Here is a 15,584-nt window from a genome sequence, read left to right on the forward strand (position 1 = left end):
ATGAATAAGTTTATCTATAAAAAATCCGCAGGTATTACTGCGTTGTCTGCAAGTATGACTGATTTTACGTATAAAAAGCACTCACACCAGGAGTACGCGATAGGTGTAACATTGCGTGGTATTCAACAGTATGATTTGGATGGCAGTTTACAATTATCCTATCCAAACGGCGTTATGCTTTTTAATCCAGAGCAGGCACATGACGGAATGGCGCATGATGAAACAGGCCTTGACTATATTATGCTATATATTGAGCCGCAACTGCTTTTAGAGGTTATTGAGAAAAAGGATATTGTACGTTTTTCAACCCCTATTGTGTATGATTATGGGCTTGAACAAAAAATCATAAATCTTTCTCATGCAATATTAAGTGAAAAAGATGAGGCTTTGTGCAGCGAATTACTCTTATCCCTAACGGATAGCCTTATTCAAACTAATCTTTCCACTGACGATAAGAAAGATAACGCTCTAATTGGAAAAGCAAAGGATATACTTAATTCCAACTTAGAAAAAGCACTTAAACTTGACGAGATTAGTAAAGAGCTTGGTTTATCGAAATTCCAGTTTATCCGATTATTCAAGACTCATATTGGAAATTCACCATACCAATACTTTCTTAACTGCAAGATAGAACGTGCAAAGCAGTTAATCGAAAAGAATGGGGATATTTATTCAGCAGTAGCTGAATGTGGTTTTGTTGATTTAACCCATCTAAATAAACATTTTAAAAGCGTATATGGAACAACAGCTTTTGAATATATATCACATATGAGCGTATGAAGCTACTGAATAGCTGAAGAGAGGCCGCCGATTATATCGGCGGCCTCTTCTTGTTGTTGGTAAGCGATGATTTCTCTCTTATAATTTGGAGCCTTTCGCTAGCGATTCAATGCTCCAGCTCTTTGCTTGTTGAAGGAGACGAAAACGGCAAATAGCAGCAGGATGACTCCTGTAAACGTAAACCCTTCAATAATGGTGAACGGCAGCCAGCCTAACACGGAAGAGCCGGCAACAACACCAAGAGAGAAGAAGGCATAGAAGTAACCATAAGCTTTCCCGCGCAGCTCTGCTGGCGTGGCGTTAATGAGCATCGTATTAATAGATGGAAACAAGAAGGCAAAGCCTACTCCATAAAGACCTAACACGGAGTATAGTGCGAATGTCGTCGTTGATTGGCTAATAAGCAGCTGACTGAGTCCCATTAAGCCGATTCCTATGGCCATCGTTTTTGATGAGGCAACACGATCGAAGATACGATTCGTAGGAAGCGCAAATATTAGGACGGCAATGATCCCAAAAGTGCTCATTAAGGTGCCGCTTAATTTCGAATCATAGCCAAGCGTTTGAATATGCAAGGGTAACAAATAAGCGATCACGCCTTGTGAGAACATTAAGAAAAAGGCGCCGCCGTAAGCCTTTATAACGCCTGCATTGAAAATCGAGCCCGATGACGGAACGATAGTTTCGTTTTTCTCTTTCTTCGATATTTTGTACTTGCTGAGAAAAATGGCGGACAGGATGGCAAGTGTAAAACCCATAATAGATACCCACGTAAAAACAAAAGGCACGGAGGATTTACTCGCCATAATGCCGCTGAAAGCAGGGCCGATAATTGCAGCTAGTCCAACAAATGTACCGGTGAAGGCGACTTTTTTCCCCTGCTGATCATTTATCGTCGTATTCGCAGAGAATGTAAACGCAGCTGGGACAATTAATCCGGCGACAAAACCATGTATGATCCGAACAATGATCAAATATGATGGTTGATCGACAAAATGATAAAGCAGCAGAGCGCTGCTTGATAACAGCAATCCGACCATTAGTATTTTGAAAGGCCCGACCTTATCGGTCATCATACCGGATAAAATATTGCCAAGCGTATTGGCTAACGAATATAGCCCGATGACAAAACCTACAATAAACGAGCTGGCACCGACGGAAGTCGCAAATGTGCTCATGACCGGCAGCTGTGAGAATAAATCAAAAAAAGAAAAAAACACGATGCTGTAAACGAGCAGGGCATAGTTAAAAGGCTTCACACTGTATTTGACCTGCGCCTTCTTCAACTGCCAGTCCAATAAAAAGTTCCCTAATGGTACAAACGCTGCGATTAATGAGGCGGCAGCCCAAAGAGGGCTCCATTTCACTCGAATTGCCGTATAAAGGATAGATAATGTATATAAACTGAAAATCCCGCCGTGAATACTGCCTACAATCGTGACTGCTACGTCTATCCCCCAAATATATTTCAAGGGCATAGCGATGCTGAGTAATACCAGTAATGAAATACCATCAAAAAGGCCTGCTATACGTAAAATGTAGATTGGATGTGATCGCACTTAGGCTGCTCCTAATTTAAATTTTTAACGGATGACTCTATTCTAACATTTTATTAGGCAAGTAAAATAGGAGGGTTAAGGCAAGTGTATGAATAAAAAAATTACTTAACGCCAATGAAATAGGGCTGGCAAAGACGCCATTTTACCGCGTCTTAGCCAGCTCTTTTTTTATTTTCCGCCATCGAAATCTAAAAACACAAGTTTGGAATAAAAAAGTACACAGTTTTAACCGCTTGCTAAAAAAAACAAAAAAATTTAAAGGGAAACCGAAAGGGCCTCCGTATATCGACTTCATGAAAGCGATTTATAATTGCCATACACCAGAGATGGTGATAACGAAAGGGGATGAAAGAAGAAATGAAAAGGTACAGAAAACTAGGAGCGACTGTCGCTCTATCACTCATGATGATTTTTAGCGCTGCTTGCGGGAGTAATGCAAATAACGGTAATACGGGTGGGGAGAACGCGGGTACGAATGCAGAGGCTGGAGCTGCTGCTAACGATAATGCCGTAAAAGCAAGCGGGGACAAAAAAATCACACTTGGTTTCTCGCAAGTAGGTGCTGAAAGCGGTTGGCGCTCAGCAAACACCAAATCGATTCAAGAGTCTGCAGGTGAAGTGGGTTACGATCTAAAATTCTCCGATGCGCAGCAAAAACAGGAAAACCAAATTAAAGCCATTCGTTCATTTATCCAGCAAAAAGTTGATGTAATCGGCTTCTCCCCCGTTGTTGAATCGGGCTGGGACACGGTTCTTAAAGAAGCAAAAGACGCGGGCATCCCGGTCGTCCTGACCGATCGCGCCGTTGATTCGCAGGATAAATCGCTTTATGTTACCTTTATTGGCTCTGATTTCGTGGAAGAAGGCCGTAAAGCAGGTCAATGGTTGGTTGATCAATACAAGGATGCACAAGAACCGGTCAATATCGTAGAACTTCAAGGTACGACAGGATCGGCGCCTGCGAATGACCGCAAAGCGGGGTTCGAGGAATTGATTAAGACAAATCCTAATCTAAAGGTTATCGCTTCGCAAACGGGTGATTTCACTCGTGCGAAAGGCAAGGAAGTTATGCAAGCCTTCTTGAAAGCCCATAAAGATATCGATGTTCTTTATGCGCACAACGATGACATGGCGCTTGGAGCCATTCAGGCAATCGAAGCTGCCGGTCTTAAGCCAGGCGTAGATATTAAGATTATTTCTGTAGATGCGGTTAAGGACGGCATGCAGGCAGCAAGCGAAGGGAAAATCAATTTTATCGTTGAGTGTAATCCTCTGCTAGGGCCTCAATTGATGGAAGCCGTTCAAAATATTATGGACGGTAAGGAGATTCCGGCCCGTATTGTGACGGAAGAGTCAACCTTTACGTCCGAGCAAGCGAAAGAGGCTTTGCCGACACGGGCTTATTAATTCAAACTTATTTTAAATCAAGCGAGAAAGTCACTCGATCCAGCCGAATGCTGCCTCCAGAGTGGCTTTCTCATTTGAAAAGGAGAGATATCCATTGAGTGAGCTTCAACCTGTTCTGCAAATGACGGGCATTCATAAAGGGTTTCCTGGCGTTCGAGCATTATCAAACGTGAATTTCCGTTTATTCCCGGGCGAGGTTCACGCTTTGATGGGGGAGAACGGAGCAGGTAAATCAACGCTGATTAAGGTATTGACGGGCGTTTATTCCATCGATAAAGGCATGGTTCTCTTGAACAATAAGCAAATATCGGTTCAAAACCCGCATGAATCACAAGAGGCCGGAATCAGCACCGTATACCAGGAAGTTAATTTATGCACGAATCTTACGGTGGCGGAAAATATCTTTATTGGAAGGGAGCCAAGAAGATTCGGCCGTATTCTTTGGAAGGAAATGAACCGAAGGGCAGAAGAGCTTCTGCGCGATCGTCTTCATTTGCAAATTGATGTGACACAGCCTCTTCATGCCTATTCAGTAGCAATTCAGCAGTTAATAGCCATTGCGCGGGCTCTCAACATATCGGCTAAGGTGCTCATTCTCGACGAGCCAACCTCAAGCTTGGACAGCAATGAAGTAAAGCAATTGTTCACCATCATGAGAAAGCTGAAAAGCGAAGGTCTAGCCATCCTTTTCGTCACGCACTTTCTAGATCAGGTATACGAAATTTCAGATCGGATAACGATCCTTCGTAACGGCGAATTTATTGGAGAGTATCCGGCAAATAAACTGCCTCGAATCGAACTCGTGTCAAAGATGATTGGCAAAGAACTTCATTTGCTCGAGGACCTTCCAAAATTATCTAATGAGGTAGAGTCCCATAGGAATGAATTAGTAGTAGAAGCATCTGGGGCAGGGAGAAAGGGAGCGATAGAGCCCTTTGATTTGAAGCTCCATAAAGGTGAAGTAGTTGGACTCGCGGGTTTGCTAGGGTCAGGGCGTACGGAAGCCGCACGTTTATTTTTCGGAGCTGACAGACCCGACGTGGGATCAGTCGTTGTCTCGGGGACGAAGCAAGCGGTTCATTCCCCTAGGAAAGCAATCGAACAAGGGATAGCATTTTGTTCGGAAAACCGCAAGACCGAGGGCATAATCGATGATTTAACGATTAGAGAGAACATTATTTTGGCTCTCCAAGCGACTCGCGGCTGGCATAAGCCAATTTCCCGCAAGCGTCAGGATGAAATCGCCAACGAATATATTAAACTTTTGAATATTAATCCTCCTAATCCGGAGCATCTCATTAAAAACCTAAGCGGTGGCAATCAACAAAAGGTGCTGCTGGCAAGATGGCTGCTGACGGATCCTAAACTGCTGATATTGGACGAACCGACAAGGGGCATCGACGTAGGCGCTAAGGCGGAAATTCAGAAGCTTGTGCTATCGCTCGCAAAGAAGGGAATGTCGGTTCTCTTTATTTCCTCTGAACTGGAGGAAGTGCTGCGGGTTAGCAATCGCATAGCCGTACTGCGGGACAGACGCAAGGTAAAGGAAATCACAGACGAAAAATTCAGTCAGCAAGAAATTATGCAGACCATCGCAGGAGGATAAACATGATGAAACGGATGTTCAAACACCATCTATTTTGGCCTTTGAGTGTTTTAGGCGGATTGCTTTTATTTAATTTATTTTATTCTCCGGACTTTTTCTCCATTGTCATGAGAGACGGACATTTGTACGGCAGTTTGATCGATATTTTAAATTTCGGAGCTCCTTTGATGCTCGTTTCCATTGGAATGACCATTGTCATTGCAACGAAAGGCATAGACTTGTCCGTTGGCTCCATTGTGGCCATCGCCGGAGCAGTTACCTGTATGACAATAAGCAAGGGGGCTGATCAAAATGCGCTTTCGCTTGTGTTAACAGGAATTGGAATGTCTCTCGTCCTCTCTTTAGTATTAGGGGTTTGGAATGGCATTCTCGTTGCGGGAGCTGGCATACAGCCTATTATTGCTACTCTTATCCTTATGGTTGCCGGCCGGGGTATCGCACAGTTGATTACAAGCGGCCAAATTATTACGGTTTCCAGTCCGACTTATGCGTATATAGGGACAGGTGCGTTAGCTTCTCTTCCGTTTTCTATATTTGTAGTCCTATTTATATTCGTCATAGCTGCTTTGTTAACAAGAAAAACGGCGTTAGGTATATTTATTGAGTCAGTCGGCTCTAATCCGAATGCAAGTCGTTTAGCCGGTATCCGTTCCAATTTCGTTATCATTTCTGTTTATGTGTTTTGTGGTTTATGCGCGGGTATTGCGGGTTTGCTGCTCAGCTCAAACGTTTCTAGCGCCGACGGCAACAATGCAGGTCTCTGGTATGAGCTGGATGCGATCCTAGCCGTCGTTATCGGAGGAACCTCACTGAATGGTGGACGTTTTTACCTGACAGGCACAATCATCGGCGCGTTGATTATCCAGACGCTGACGACAACGATATACATGATCGGGGTACCGCCAGAAATTACACTCGTCGTTAAAGCCTTTGTTGTACTTGCCGTTTGCTTGATTCAATCGGAAACATTCCGGCAGTCGATCGTCAAGAGATGGAAAACAAGGCATTACCCTGCAGAAAAGGAGATCGTACGCCATGCTTCTTAACCGTAGATACATCCCGATTTTAGTTACATTTGGTTTATTCATTATTATGTTTGCGGCAGGTTCCTTTAGATATACGGGCTTTTTTTCTCTTCAGGTGCTGCTAAATCTTCTCATTGATAACTCATTTCTTCTTATTGTTGCAGTAGGGATGTCATTCGTTATTTTATCCGGGGGCATTGATTTGTCTGTCGGTTCGGTCATCGCTTTAACGACCATGATTTCCGCTAGTCTGATCCAGCAGCAGGGATGGCCGCCTGCAGTGGTTATTCCACTAGTCTTAATTATCGGATCCGTATTCGGTTACGCGATGGGCGCCATTATTCATTATTTCAAAATCCAGCCTTTTATTGTAACCTTGGCTGGAATGTTTTTAGCGAGAGGTCTTTGTTACATGATAAGCGTTAACACCATTACGATTGATAATCCTTTTTACACTTCAGTCGCGCAAACCAAAATCCCATTGCCCGGCGGCAGTTTTGTATCGATTAGCGTAATCATAGCTATAGTCGTCGTGATAGCTGCTATCTACGTCGCACATTACACTCGCTTCGGACGCAATGTGTATGCAGTCGGCGGCAGTGAGCAATCTTCCTTGCTCATGGGATTGCCCGTAGCCAAAACAAAAATAATGGTTTATACGTTAAGCGGATTCTGTTCCGCCCTTGCCGGAGTTGTCTTCACGTTCTACATGCTGTCGGGTTACGGGCTGCACGCAGTAGGACTCGAGCTCGACACGATCGCTGCGGTTGTAATCGGGGGAACACTGCTTTCTGGAGGTGTCGGTTATATTGCAGGAACCTTCTTTGGCGTATTGATTCAGGGGGTTATCCAAACTATAATTAGCTTCGAAGGAACTTTGAGCTCTTGGTGGACGAAGATCGTTATTGGTCTGCTGCTTTGCGTTTTCATTCTTCTACAGAAGGTTCTCAGCGCAAGACGCTCCACGATAAAGGCTTAATCGTTAATATGATCTTCCATGATCGAGGGGGACTTATGCGTAGTATTTTAAAATGGATATGTATTCCCTTGCTTGTTTTTTTCCTCAGCGGTTGTTGGTGGGGAGCACAATCGGAACGAATGGTATCGAAGGATGATGCGATTACGGAAACGGACCTGTGGACGCCTCCGATTACGCCCACTGATGGTTTAGGGGAGAGAATCAAGCTAGGCTTTTCTCAGCTCGGAAGCGAAAGTGATTGGAGAAGGGCAAATACCGCTTCAATCACCGAAGCGGCCGAAGAAGCAGGAATCACACTAATTATGGAAAACGCAGAGCAGTCTCAGGAAAAACAGTTCGAGGCCATTCGAGCCTTTATTAAGCAAAAAGTGGATGTCATTGCAGTTGCCCCGGTTGTGCAATCCGGTTGGGAAGCTATTTTGGAAGAGGTTAAGGAGGCTGGAATTCCGGTCGTCGTATTGGATCGATCCGTTAACGTAGAGGATACATCCCTTTATGTTACATTTATCGGGCCGGATTTTTACGAGGAAGGAATTAAGGCGGCCAAGTATGCTATTGATAAAATGCGCAATCATCCGGGACCTATCCGCATTGCAGAGCTGGAAGGCACAATAGGATCTACACCCTCTATCGACCGTGGGAGAGGTTTTAGGGATGCCATTGCAATTAGAGAAGATATGGATATCATCTGGAGCCGTCCGGCGGAGTTTACCGTAAAGGAAGGAACCAGAGTGATGAGGGAGTTTCTGAAGGAAGCGGGAAGCGAACGTCCCGAGCTCCTATTTTCACATAATGACGACATGGCGATTGGCGCAATCGAGGCGATTGAACAATCAGGACTTATTCCTGGCGAGGATATTATTATCATATCGGTAGATGGCACACGGCAAGCATTCGAAATGATGGTAGAAGGAAAAATCAATGCGGTTGTGGAGTGTAACCCGCTGTTAGGTCCCCTGCTCATGCAGGCTACTAAGGAAATCATGGCGGGAAGAACCCTTCCGAAAAGGATGATCCCGCCCGAAGATATCTACACCCAGGAGAATGCTGCGACAGAAGTGAAGAATAGGAAATATTAGACTTTTATGAATACAAGTGAAACCGCTGATTTGAAATTCAGTGGTTTTTTGTTGTTTTTGCCTAGGAGAGTCTATTCGGTGATACAGATTGGATGGGTGTAAATACTCCACTTTTGGATGGTTTGTTTTAACGCTTTTTCTTTTATCATAGTGGATACATTGTAATGGATAGCATGATAGATGAGAGAGGAGTATCCGTAATGGCCAAGGCGCTGGAGGGAAAACGAATTGTTATCACCGGTTCCCGTAAACTAAGCGAACTCAGTGAAATTATTGATAGACAAGGGGGGGATCCCCTTGTTCGATCCCAACAAGGTACGCTGCTGCCCGCAGAAGAGGAAGTTGAGCGTGATCTGAACCATCTGGTTGAAAGCGGGACAGATTGGATCATTTTCACAACGGGAACCGGGCTGGTCATCGTGCCTGAAAGTGAACGAATGGGCGCCATGATTATCGAGCTTTCGCATTACTACAAGAATCAAACGAGCTTAACGAGATGAAGCTTTATAAAGAACATCTCCTGACTGGAATTTTATCTGCGCTGCTTGCTAGCACCGGCGGCGCCGTTCTCATCATTAACAGCGCTTTGAAAGCAGGATTTACTAACCCGGAGCTCATTTCCTGGATGTTTTCTGTGTACTTTCTTGGTGGACTTCTGAATGTTGGTTTGTCCTTCATCTATAAAATCCCTTTCGGCGGAGCGCATTCGATAACGGCAGCAGCTTTTTTGAGCACATCCATCTTCTATTTCTCCATTGAAGAGTTGGCTGGTGCAGCCATTATGTCTGGTGCGGTCATCGCTTTTTTCGGGATTTCGGGTTTAGGGGAAAAGCTTTTAGCCTTCCTTCCGGTGGCGTTAATGGATGCCATGCTTGCGGGATTGATTTTTAACCATATTGTACAAATAATCCCTGCCATTAAAGAGACGCCTTTTATTGGAATGTTTGCATTGGCGGGCTTTTTTTTGTTTCCAAAGCTGATCAAAAAATGCCCCCCGATTTTGGGCGTGATCGGATTGGGGATGCTGGCTTTATTCATTGGTTATGATTTACCTAAATTCGATGATATCCCATTTTCCTTGCCTTATATGGTTACCCCGGTATTTTCATGGAACAGCTTTGTGTCGCTTTCGGTGCCACTTTCGTTACTAGTCATTAGCAATGATATATTCGTTGCTTTAGCGGTGCTTAGGAAGAATGGATATGAGCCTTCCGCAGCGAGAACGATAACGGTAACAGGAGCAGCGGCTTCGCTCGTTGGCTGGTTCGGTGGCCACTCCGTTAACATAGGCGGGATGATGACGATGCTCTGCAGCAGTGATGAGGCTGGCCCAAAAGAAAAGAGATATTTTGCAGCTATTGTATCAGGCTTGCTTGTAGCGTTGTTCGGGTTGATGGCGTGGAAAGTGATTGCGTTTATTAAGACACTGCCTATTTCTTTTATCTGGATGATTACTGGCTTTTCTTTAATGGCTGTATTCATGAAAAGCATACAGTCAGCCTTCTCAAAGCCAGAGTACCGCTATTCCACTGTGTTTACCTTTGCAATCGCGGTATCGAATGTTAGTTTTATGGGCATATCCGCTCCGGTCTGGAGTCTAGCCGTCGGCATATTTACAATGAAATGGCTTGGAGAGGGCAGAAATGCCGATGAAGGATAAGATCGCCTATCTTTGATTTATAAGAAAATTGAATGTCATACAATTTTTTATTTGATGGCAAACAATGAATGTTGTTACAATTCTCTTATCAGGAGTATGAAGTAAGGAAGGTAGATGAATATGAAATATTATGTCGTTGATGCGTTTGCCGAGAACGTTTTTGAAGGCAATCCAGCCGGTGTCTGTGTTATGGATGCTTGGCTTTCGGAAGAACTTATGCAGAAGATTGCGATCGAGAATAATCTTTCCGAAACAGCATTCGCGGTCAAAGAAGAGGACGAGCTTTATCGGTTAAGATGGTTCACGCCAGGAGGCGAAATCGATTTGTGCGGCCATGCAACGTTAGCAACTGCCTACGTAATCACTAACTTTTATGATACGGATAGCAAGCGTATACGATTCAAAACGCTCAGTGGAGAGTTAACGGTAATAAGAAATGGGGAACTGTACGAAATGGATTTCCCGAGCAGAATGCCGGAGACACAACCATTAACGGATCAGATGGTTGAAGCTCTTGGAATCAGACCTTCTGAAGCTTATCTTGGCCGGGATTTGATGTTCTTATTGGAGTCAGAGTCGGATGTCATTAACCTGGAACCGGATTTCTCCAAGTTAGCTGGGCTGCCGGAAGGGCTGGGCGTATTGGTTACTGCTAGAAGTGATGAGTATGATTTCGTATCTCGATGCTTCTTCCCCAAATTAAATGTCAACGAGGACCCCGTTTGCGGTTCCGCTCATTGCAATTTTATCCCTTTTTGGGCAGCGCGTTTGAATAAGCAGGAAATGACGGCAAGACAGGTCTCCAAACGCGGCGGTACGCTGTATTGCAAACTTGCCGGTGACCGGGTAACGATTAGTGGCCGGGCTGCACTATATTCGATTGCTGAGCTTTATGTTGCATAAGATGATGAAGATAAGCTATCGGGAAAAGATTATTCAACAAACATATAACAGCTAAGGGAAGACCCCAAAAGGATAAAAGGTGAACCTAAGTTCATCTTTGATCATCCTGGGGTCCTTTTTCAAGTTTTAAAATCCCGGTATCAATCATCTCTGGAATGATTTCGCCCTCACTTACTTTCATAAGAGCTTCTATGATCTTTCGACCCCATTGATTTTCATATTGCGAAATAATAGAGGTCACTTGGCCATTAAGCAGTGCTTCTTCGATATTAGGTGTGGATCCAATACTAAGGACATACCGATTTAGCCCATATGCTTTCCAGATCAAAATGGAAGCAGAGCTGGAAACGAAATCTAGGCTGAGGAAAGCATTGAAATGCGGATGTGCGTTAATCATATCTTCTAATTCCGTAATGGCGAGATCTTCACGACCATCATTGTAACGAACTTCCAACACTTCTATTTCAGTCTCAGAATTTAAATAGTCCAGAAGGCCTTCAAGTCTCTCCTTTAGGCTAAACATTTCCGACATTCCCGTTCCTACCATGACCATACCTTTTCCACCAAGCAGGAGATCCGTTGCTTTACCGAGTTGTCTGCCTGTGTCGTAGTTGTCGGCGCCGATATAGCTGAGCCGTTTGCTGTTAGGGGAATCTGTCTCAAAGCAAATGACGGGAATCCCTTGTTCTACCGCTTTATTAATGACGGGGGCAAGTGCTTCTGGGTTTACGGGCGCGATAGCGATACCGTCAACCTTCTGCTTAATCATCGACTCCATAATGCGAATTTGCTGCTCCAGGTTGGCTTCATCAGGAGCCGAGACTAACAGGCGAATGTTTGCCGCTTTTGCAGTGTTCTCCGCATTCTCGGTTATTTTCTCATAGGCTGGAATGGCCATTGGGAAGATGATACCGAATACGCGATCCCTATTGGATGGTATGGTGCTGGGCTCTGATGAGTTCACCAGGCTAGTTGGTGGAGCCGACTGGCAGCTCACTGTAAACAGTGCAAGGAATAAGAACATAAAAAACCAACTGCGTCGTTTAGGGAGCAGCATGTTATTTTCCTCCGTCTTCCGGTACATGTATCTTCTCATTTGTACTGCCTTGGCGCCTAAACTCCATGGGCGTCATGCCTGTTACTTTTTTGAAAATATTAGAGAAGTAATGCTGATCGTGGTAACCGACCTCAAACGCGATTTCAAACGTTTTTCTGCGAGTCGTTTTAAGCAGTTCCATCGCTTTGCGGATTCGGGATTGCGTTAAATACTCAGTTAGTGTTTGGCTCGTTTCTTGACTGAACACTTTGCTTAAGTGACTGGGACTGACCCCGACATGTTTAGATACGACGTGTAGTGATAATTGATCATCGTTGTAATGCTCATTAATGAATTGCTTGACGCTGGCGATCAGCTCACCGTATTGATCGGAGCCTTTAGATCGCCACAGCCACAAACGGTCTAGTAAAATAAGCAGATATTGCACGCAATCTTCCCAGCTTGCAATCTCCCTAATCTGCTGCTGCAGCTCTTGTATCGTGTCTGAGGTATGGTTTGAAGCCGTGAAGCTTTGCTTTGCGACACGGAAGGCCTCCAGTGTAATATCGTTTAACAAATAGCATCCATACATGGATGATTGCCAATCTAGGCCCCTGAGCTCGGCTGCGAATTCATTTACGAATTGTTCAGCCTTTACGGAACTTCCAATCTTCATGAAATCAACGAAGAGGTTGCGATCCAATAAGATATTGCTGATAGAAGATGCTTTAATAAAGTCTTTAAATGCCAATTTGTTTTGATTGGAAAGCCGTTGTAGGTTTTTATCATCATCTGCTTCCAAGAATGAGCTGTGTATGCCTTGGAGACGGTCTTGTATGCTTCCTACCCCTATAGACAGATCGCAGTTGAATAGTTCCTGCAGCTCATATCGGAGCTTATTGACAATGATGTTCATTGCTTCGGATATGGCCGTTTTATCGTTTTCTTTGATAATCCAAATCATGTCCGATCGGTTGCGTTTGTAAGAAAAGCCGGTAATCAATCTTTCCATTCGTTCTTTAAGGACATGCTCCACTTGCTCAGTACGTAACGATTCTTCGGATTCATGAACTCGAATGTCAATGATGGCAACTGCATAATAGCGAGCAATTAAATTAATTGAAATATTGCCTGAGGTTTCAATTGCATCTGAGGTACTGATCAGGCCGCCGCACAGGTCGGAAAGCAATTTATCACTCGTATAAGTTAACTTCTTCTTGTCTTGGCGTTCTTTGTCGATTCTTCTGCTAATTTTGTGCAGCATTTCAATCAAATCCGACGCGCCAACAGGCTTAAGGCAATAATCCTCAACGCCGATTCGTAGAGCGGACTGGGCATAATGGAATTCGTCATGTCCCGTAAGAATAGCTATTTTGATATCCGGCATACGCTGACGAACGATCGTGCTAAGCTCTAGTCCGTTCATAAAAGGCATTTTAATATCGGTAATTAAAATATCCGGCATCCATTCTTCGATTAGAGGCAGTGCCATTTCCCCATCGGGGGCATCGCCGCAGTAGATGAAACCCTCTTGCTCCCAATCCACGCAATTTCTAATGCTTTCTCTAATTAAGATTTCATCATCAATCAACATCACTTTTTTCATGGTGCTGCCTCCTTATTTCTTTGGTATGCGGAGGGAGATCCGCGCCCCTTCTCCTTCGATACTATCCAATTGCAAGCCGTAATGATCGCCGAAATAAAGACGAAGCCTTTGATGCACATTATTTAAACCAAACCCTCCTTCGCCGGGTCCATCTGGCAGCTCGGCGTCTTTTGGCCGCTCAAGCTGACGTCTTAGCTCGGCTAACCGTTCGGGTTTGATGCCTATACCGTTATCCTCGACGTTCAGAATAATATTTCTCTCATTCTCGACATAACCGGTTATTCGAATATTTCCCATGCCTCTTTTGTTTTTGATGCCGTGATACAAAGCATTCTCGACCAGAGGCTGCAGGGTCATGCCAAGCATCGGATAAACCTGCAGCTCGGCAGGGACGTCAATTTCATAGGAGAGGATGTCCCTATAGCGCATTTGCTGAATCGTTAAATAACTTTGTACATGCTCCAGTTCGGTCTTCAATGATATCCATTCTCTTCCTTTGTTGAGCGTAAGCCGGAAAAAGCGAGAGAGTGCTTTCACTAACTTGATTACGCTTTCATTTTTGCCTGCTTCAGCCATCCAGATGATGGATTCTAACGTGTTATACAAAAAATGCGGATTAATCTGCGCCTGCAGTATTCGCAGTTCTGCTTTCTGAACTTGTTCTTGTTCGCGAATACTTTTTTCTAGAAGCAGCTTAATATTTTCCAGCATGATATTAAAGCTGTTGCTTAGATCTGTAATTTCATCATGACCAGCCGGCTTTACCTTTGCTTCCAGATAGCCGCTCGCGGCTTGCTTCATTTTATTTTTCAGGATCTGAATGGGTCGAGTCAGCCGTTGTGTCAGAGAGATATAAATGGCAATTGCAAAAACCGCGCTAAGAATTACGCTAGCAATGATCAGCATCCTAATTTCATTCGCTTCGAAAATGATTTCCCGCAATGGTGCCATGCCGATGATGGTCCAATCCGTTGTCTGCGATCTCACATGGACGACGAGGTTCTTATTCCCATCAATTTTTTGGACGAAGCTTCCAGAAGTATCAGTAAACTGATTGGGCATTCCATTCCCCGCAGGAATGTTGATCTGTTCACCGGCGGAAGGCTTGAAAATCGGGACTCCTTGTGGATCCAGCACATAGAAGAAGCCTGTTTTTCCAATGGTGACATTATCGCAAAATTGTTCAATAATGGAGTCATCAAGGTCGATGACGATAAAACCAATCACTTCGTTTGTAATACGCTGCTGGATAGGTGCGATAATGGAAATGACACTTTTGTCTGGGTATGTAAAGCCGTCCAACCGATCGAACTCGGAGGAAGAGGACGGAGGTACCTTTAGTACAAGACCCGGATCATTCGTCAATTGAACAAAATGCGGATTTCTGAGAGGATTATGGTCAATTTGAAAAAGTCCTCTACGCTCACTGATTCCTTTACCATAGAGATTAACCATTTGTATGTTCAGTACGCTATCGTATTTGTACGTATCACGGTACATTTCAAAGGTACGAACGATTTCTTTGGCCTCCGCGTTTGTTTCGGATTGCGAGATAAGAAAATGAAGAACCTTCGGGTTATTTCCGAGTTCTAGCAGCTTTTGCGTATCCTGAAAAAGCACATCGATGTTTCGGACGAGTTGATCCGCGACAAGTATTGTGGAGGCCTTACTGTGATCGGATACGGTATGATAAGACTTTTGATAGGATACAAGACCAACCACGAGCAGCGGGATTGATGTCAAAATAATGAACATCACCAGCAGCTTCGCACGCAGGCTCGATGTAATACGTCGTATGAGCTTCATACTCTTTTTCCTTTCTATAAAGCTTAAACTCATATTGCAATTACATCATATATCAAAATCAGTGAGTTGAAAGGGGGAAATGGAATTGTCGATTAAAAATGCAACTTTTAAATAAAATTGTACACATTCGATACCGAC

The 15,584-nt window shown here is 44.1% G+C and carries 13 protein-coding genes; 9 read left to right on the forward strand and 4 right to left on the reverse strand.

Features of this window, described 5'->3' with window-relative positions:
- Window positions 1–780, forward strand: coding sequence for an AraC family transcriptional regulator (locus RCO25_RS14125; protein ID WP_308996789.1), 780 nt, complete (start codon window positions 1–3; stop codon window positions 778–780).
- A 98-nt stretch (window positions 781–878) separates the two neighbouring features.
- Here the strand turns inward: RCO25_RS14125 and RCO25_RS14130 are convergent, their stop codons facing one another.
- Complete coding sequence (locus tag RCO25_RS14130; RefSeq protein ID WP_308996790.1) at window positions 879–2,339, reverse strand: MFS transporter; 1,461 nt, start codon at window positions 2,337–2,339, stop codon at window positions 879–881.
- 357 nt (window positions 2,340–2,696) lie between these two features.
- Here RCO25_RS14130 and RCO25_RS14135 point away from each other — a divergent pair, with 357 nt between their 5' ends.
- The 8 genes from RCO25_RS14135 (at window position 2,697) to RCO25_RS14170 (ending at window position 10,998) form a co-directional block, all read left to right on the forward strand.
- A complete protein-coding gene (locus tag RCO25_RS14135; protein ID WP_308996791.1) occupies window positions 2,697–3,746 on the forward strand; it encodes an ABC transporter substrate-binding protein in 1,050 nt (349 codons plus the stop codon).
- A gap of 94 nt (window positions 3,747–3,840) precedes the next feature.
- A complete protein-coding gene (locus tag RCO25_RS14140) occupies window positions 3,841–5,352 on the forward strand; it encodes a sugar ABC transporter ATP-binding protein (protein ID WP_308996792.1) in 1,512 nt (503 codons plus the stop codon).
- A gap of 2 nt (window positions 5,353–5,354) precedes the next feature.
- Window positions 5,355–6,398, forward strand: a complete 1,044-nt coding sequence (locus RCO25_RS14145) for an ABC transporter permease (protein ID WP_308996793.1) — start codon at window positions 5,355–5,357, stop codon at window positions 6,396–6,398.
- Window positions 6,388–7,356 carry a galactofuranose ABC transporter, permease protein YjfF gene (yjfF, locus tag RCO25_RS14150; RefSeq protein WP_308996794.1) on the forward strand — a complete coding sequence of 323 codons (969 nt, stop codon included), beginning with the start codon at window positions 6,388–6,390 and terminating at the stop codon, window positions 7,354–7,356. The genes RCO25_RS14145 and yjfF overlap by 11 nt, the downstream gene beginning before the upstream one ends.
- Before the next feature lie 35 nt (window positions 7,357–7,391).
- Window positions 7,392–8,435: an ABC transporter substrate-binding protein gene (locus RCO25_RS14155; protein ID WP_308996795.1), complete on the forward strand. Its 1,044-nt coding sequence runs from the start codon at window positions 7,392–7,394 to the stop codon at window positions 8,433–8,435.
- A 164-nt stretch (window positions 8,436–8,599) separates the two neighbouring features.
- A complete protein-coding gene (locus tag RCO25_RS14160; protein ID WP_308996796.1) occupies window positions 8,600–8,935 on the forward strand; it encodes a uroporphyrinogen-III synthase in 336 nt (111 codons plus the stop codon).
- Window positions 8,932–10,095, forward strand: coding sequence for a benzoate/H(+) symporter BenE family transporter (locus RCO25_RS14165; RefSeq protein ID WP_308996797.1), 1,164 nt, complete (start codon window positions 8,932–8,934; stop codon window positions 10,093–10,095). Before RCO25_RS14160 ends, RCO25_RS14165 begins: the two co-directional genes overlap by 4 nt.
- 120 nt (window positions 10,096–10,215) lie before the next feature.
- Window positions 10,216–10,998 carry a PhzF family phenazine biosynthesis protein gene (locus RCO25_RS14170; protein ID WP_308996798.1) on the forward strand — a complete coding sequence of 261 codons (783 nt, stop codon included), beginning with the start codon at window positions 10,216–10,218 and terminating at the stop codon, window positions 10,996–10,998.
- Window positions 10,999–11,089: 91 nt separating this feature from the next.
- Here RCO25_RS14170 and RCO25_RS14175 read toward each other — a convergent pair whose 3' ends face one another.
- Genes RCO25_RS14175 through RCO25_RS14185 form a run of 3 tightly spaced genes read right to left on the reverse strand, consistent with a single transcriptional unit; the run spans window position 11,090 to window position 15,446 of the window.
- Entirely contained in the window at window positions 11,090–12,055 is a 966-nt protein-coding gene (locus tag RCO25_RS14175) for a sugar ABC transporter substrate-binding protein (RefSeq protein ID WP_308996799.1), read from the reverse strand.
- A gap of 1 nt (window position 12,056) precedes the next feature.
- Window positions 12,057–13,640 (reverse strand): response regulator, encoded by a 1,584-nt coding sequence (locus RCO25_RS14180; protein ID WP_308996800.1) that lies wholly within the window; start codon window positions 13,638–13,640, stop codon window positions 12,057–12,059.
- 12 nt (window positions 13,641–13,652) lie between these two features.
- Window positions 13,653–15,446 (reverse strand): sensor histidine kinase, encoded by a 1,794-nt coding sequence (locus RCO25_RS14185; protein WP_308996801.1) that lies wholly within the window; start codon window positions 15,444–15,446, stop codon window positions 13,653–13,655.
- Between the last annotated feature and the right edge of the window lie 138 nt (window positions 15,447–15,584).

The sequence above is a fragment of the Paenibacillus sp. LHD-38 genome (assembly GCF_031157315.1).
GTDB lineage: Bacteria > Bacillota > Bacilli > Paenibacillales > Paenibacillaceae > Pristimantibacillus.

Excerpts from the sequence above, each read along its gene's own strand:
- RCO25_RS14125 (WP_308996789.1), top strand. The coding sequence starts at position 1 with ATGAATAAGTTTATCTATAAAAAATCCGCAGGTATTACTGCGTTGTCT.
- RCO25_RS14135 (WP_308996791.1), top strand. The coding sequence starts at position 2,697 with ATGAAAAGGTACAGAAAACTAGGAGCGACTGTCGCTCTATCACTCATG.
- RCO25_RS14145 (WP_308996793.1), top strand. The coding sequence starts at position 5,355 with ATGATGAAACGGATGTTCAAACACCATCTATTTTGGCCTTTGAGTGTT.
- yjfF (WP_308996794.1), top strand. The coding sequence starts at position 6,388 with ATGCTTCTTAACCGTAGATACATCCCGATTTTAGTTACATTTGGTTTA.
- RCO25_RS14155 (WP_308996795.1), top strand. The coding sequence starts at position 7,392 with ATGCGTAGTATTTTAAAATGGATATGTATTCCCTTGCTTGTTTTTTTC.
- RCO25_RS14160 (WP_308996796.1), top strand. The coding sequence starts at position 8,600 with ATGGATAGCATGATAGATGAGAGAGGAGTATCCGTAATGGCCAAGGCG.
- RCO25_RS14165 (WP_308996797.1), top strand. The coding sequence starts at position 8,932 with ATGAAGCTTTATAAAGAACATCTCCTGACTGGAATTTTATCTGCGCTG.
- RCO25_RS14170 (WP_308996798.1), top strand. The coding sequence starts at position 10,216 with ATGAAATATTATGTCGTTGATGCGTTTGCCGAGAACGTTTTTGAAGGC.
- RCO25_RS14175 (WP_308996799.1), bottom strand. The coding sequence starts at position 12,055 with ATGCTGCTCCCTAAACGACGCAGTTGGTTTTTTATGTTCTTATTCCTT.
- RCO25_RS14180 (WP_308996800.1), bottom strand. The coding sequence starts at position 13,640 with ATGAAAAAAGTGATGTTGATTGATGATGAAATCTTAATTAGAGAAAGC.
- RCO25_RS14185 (WP_308996801.1), bottom strand. The coding sequence starts at position 15,446 with ATGAAGCTCATACGACGTATTACATCGAGCCTGCGTGCGAAGCTGCTG.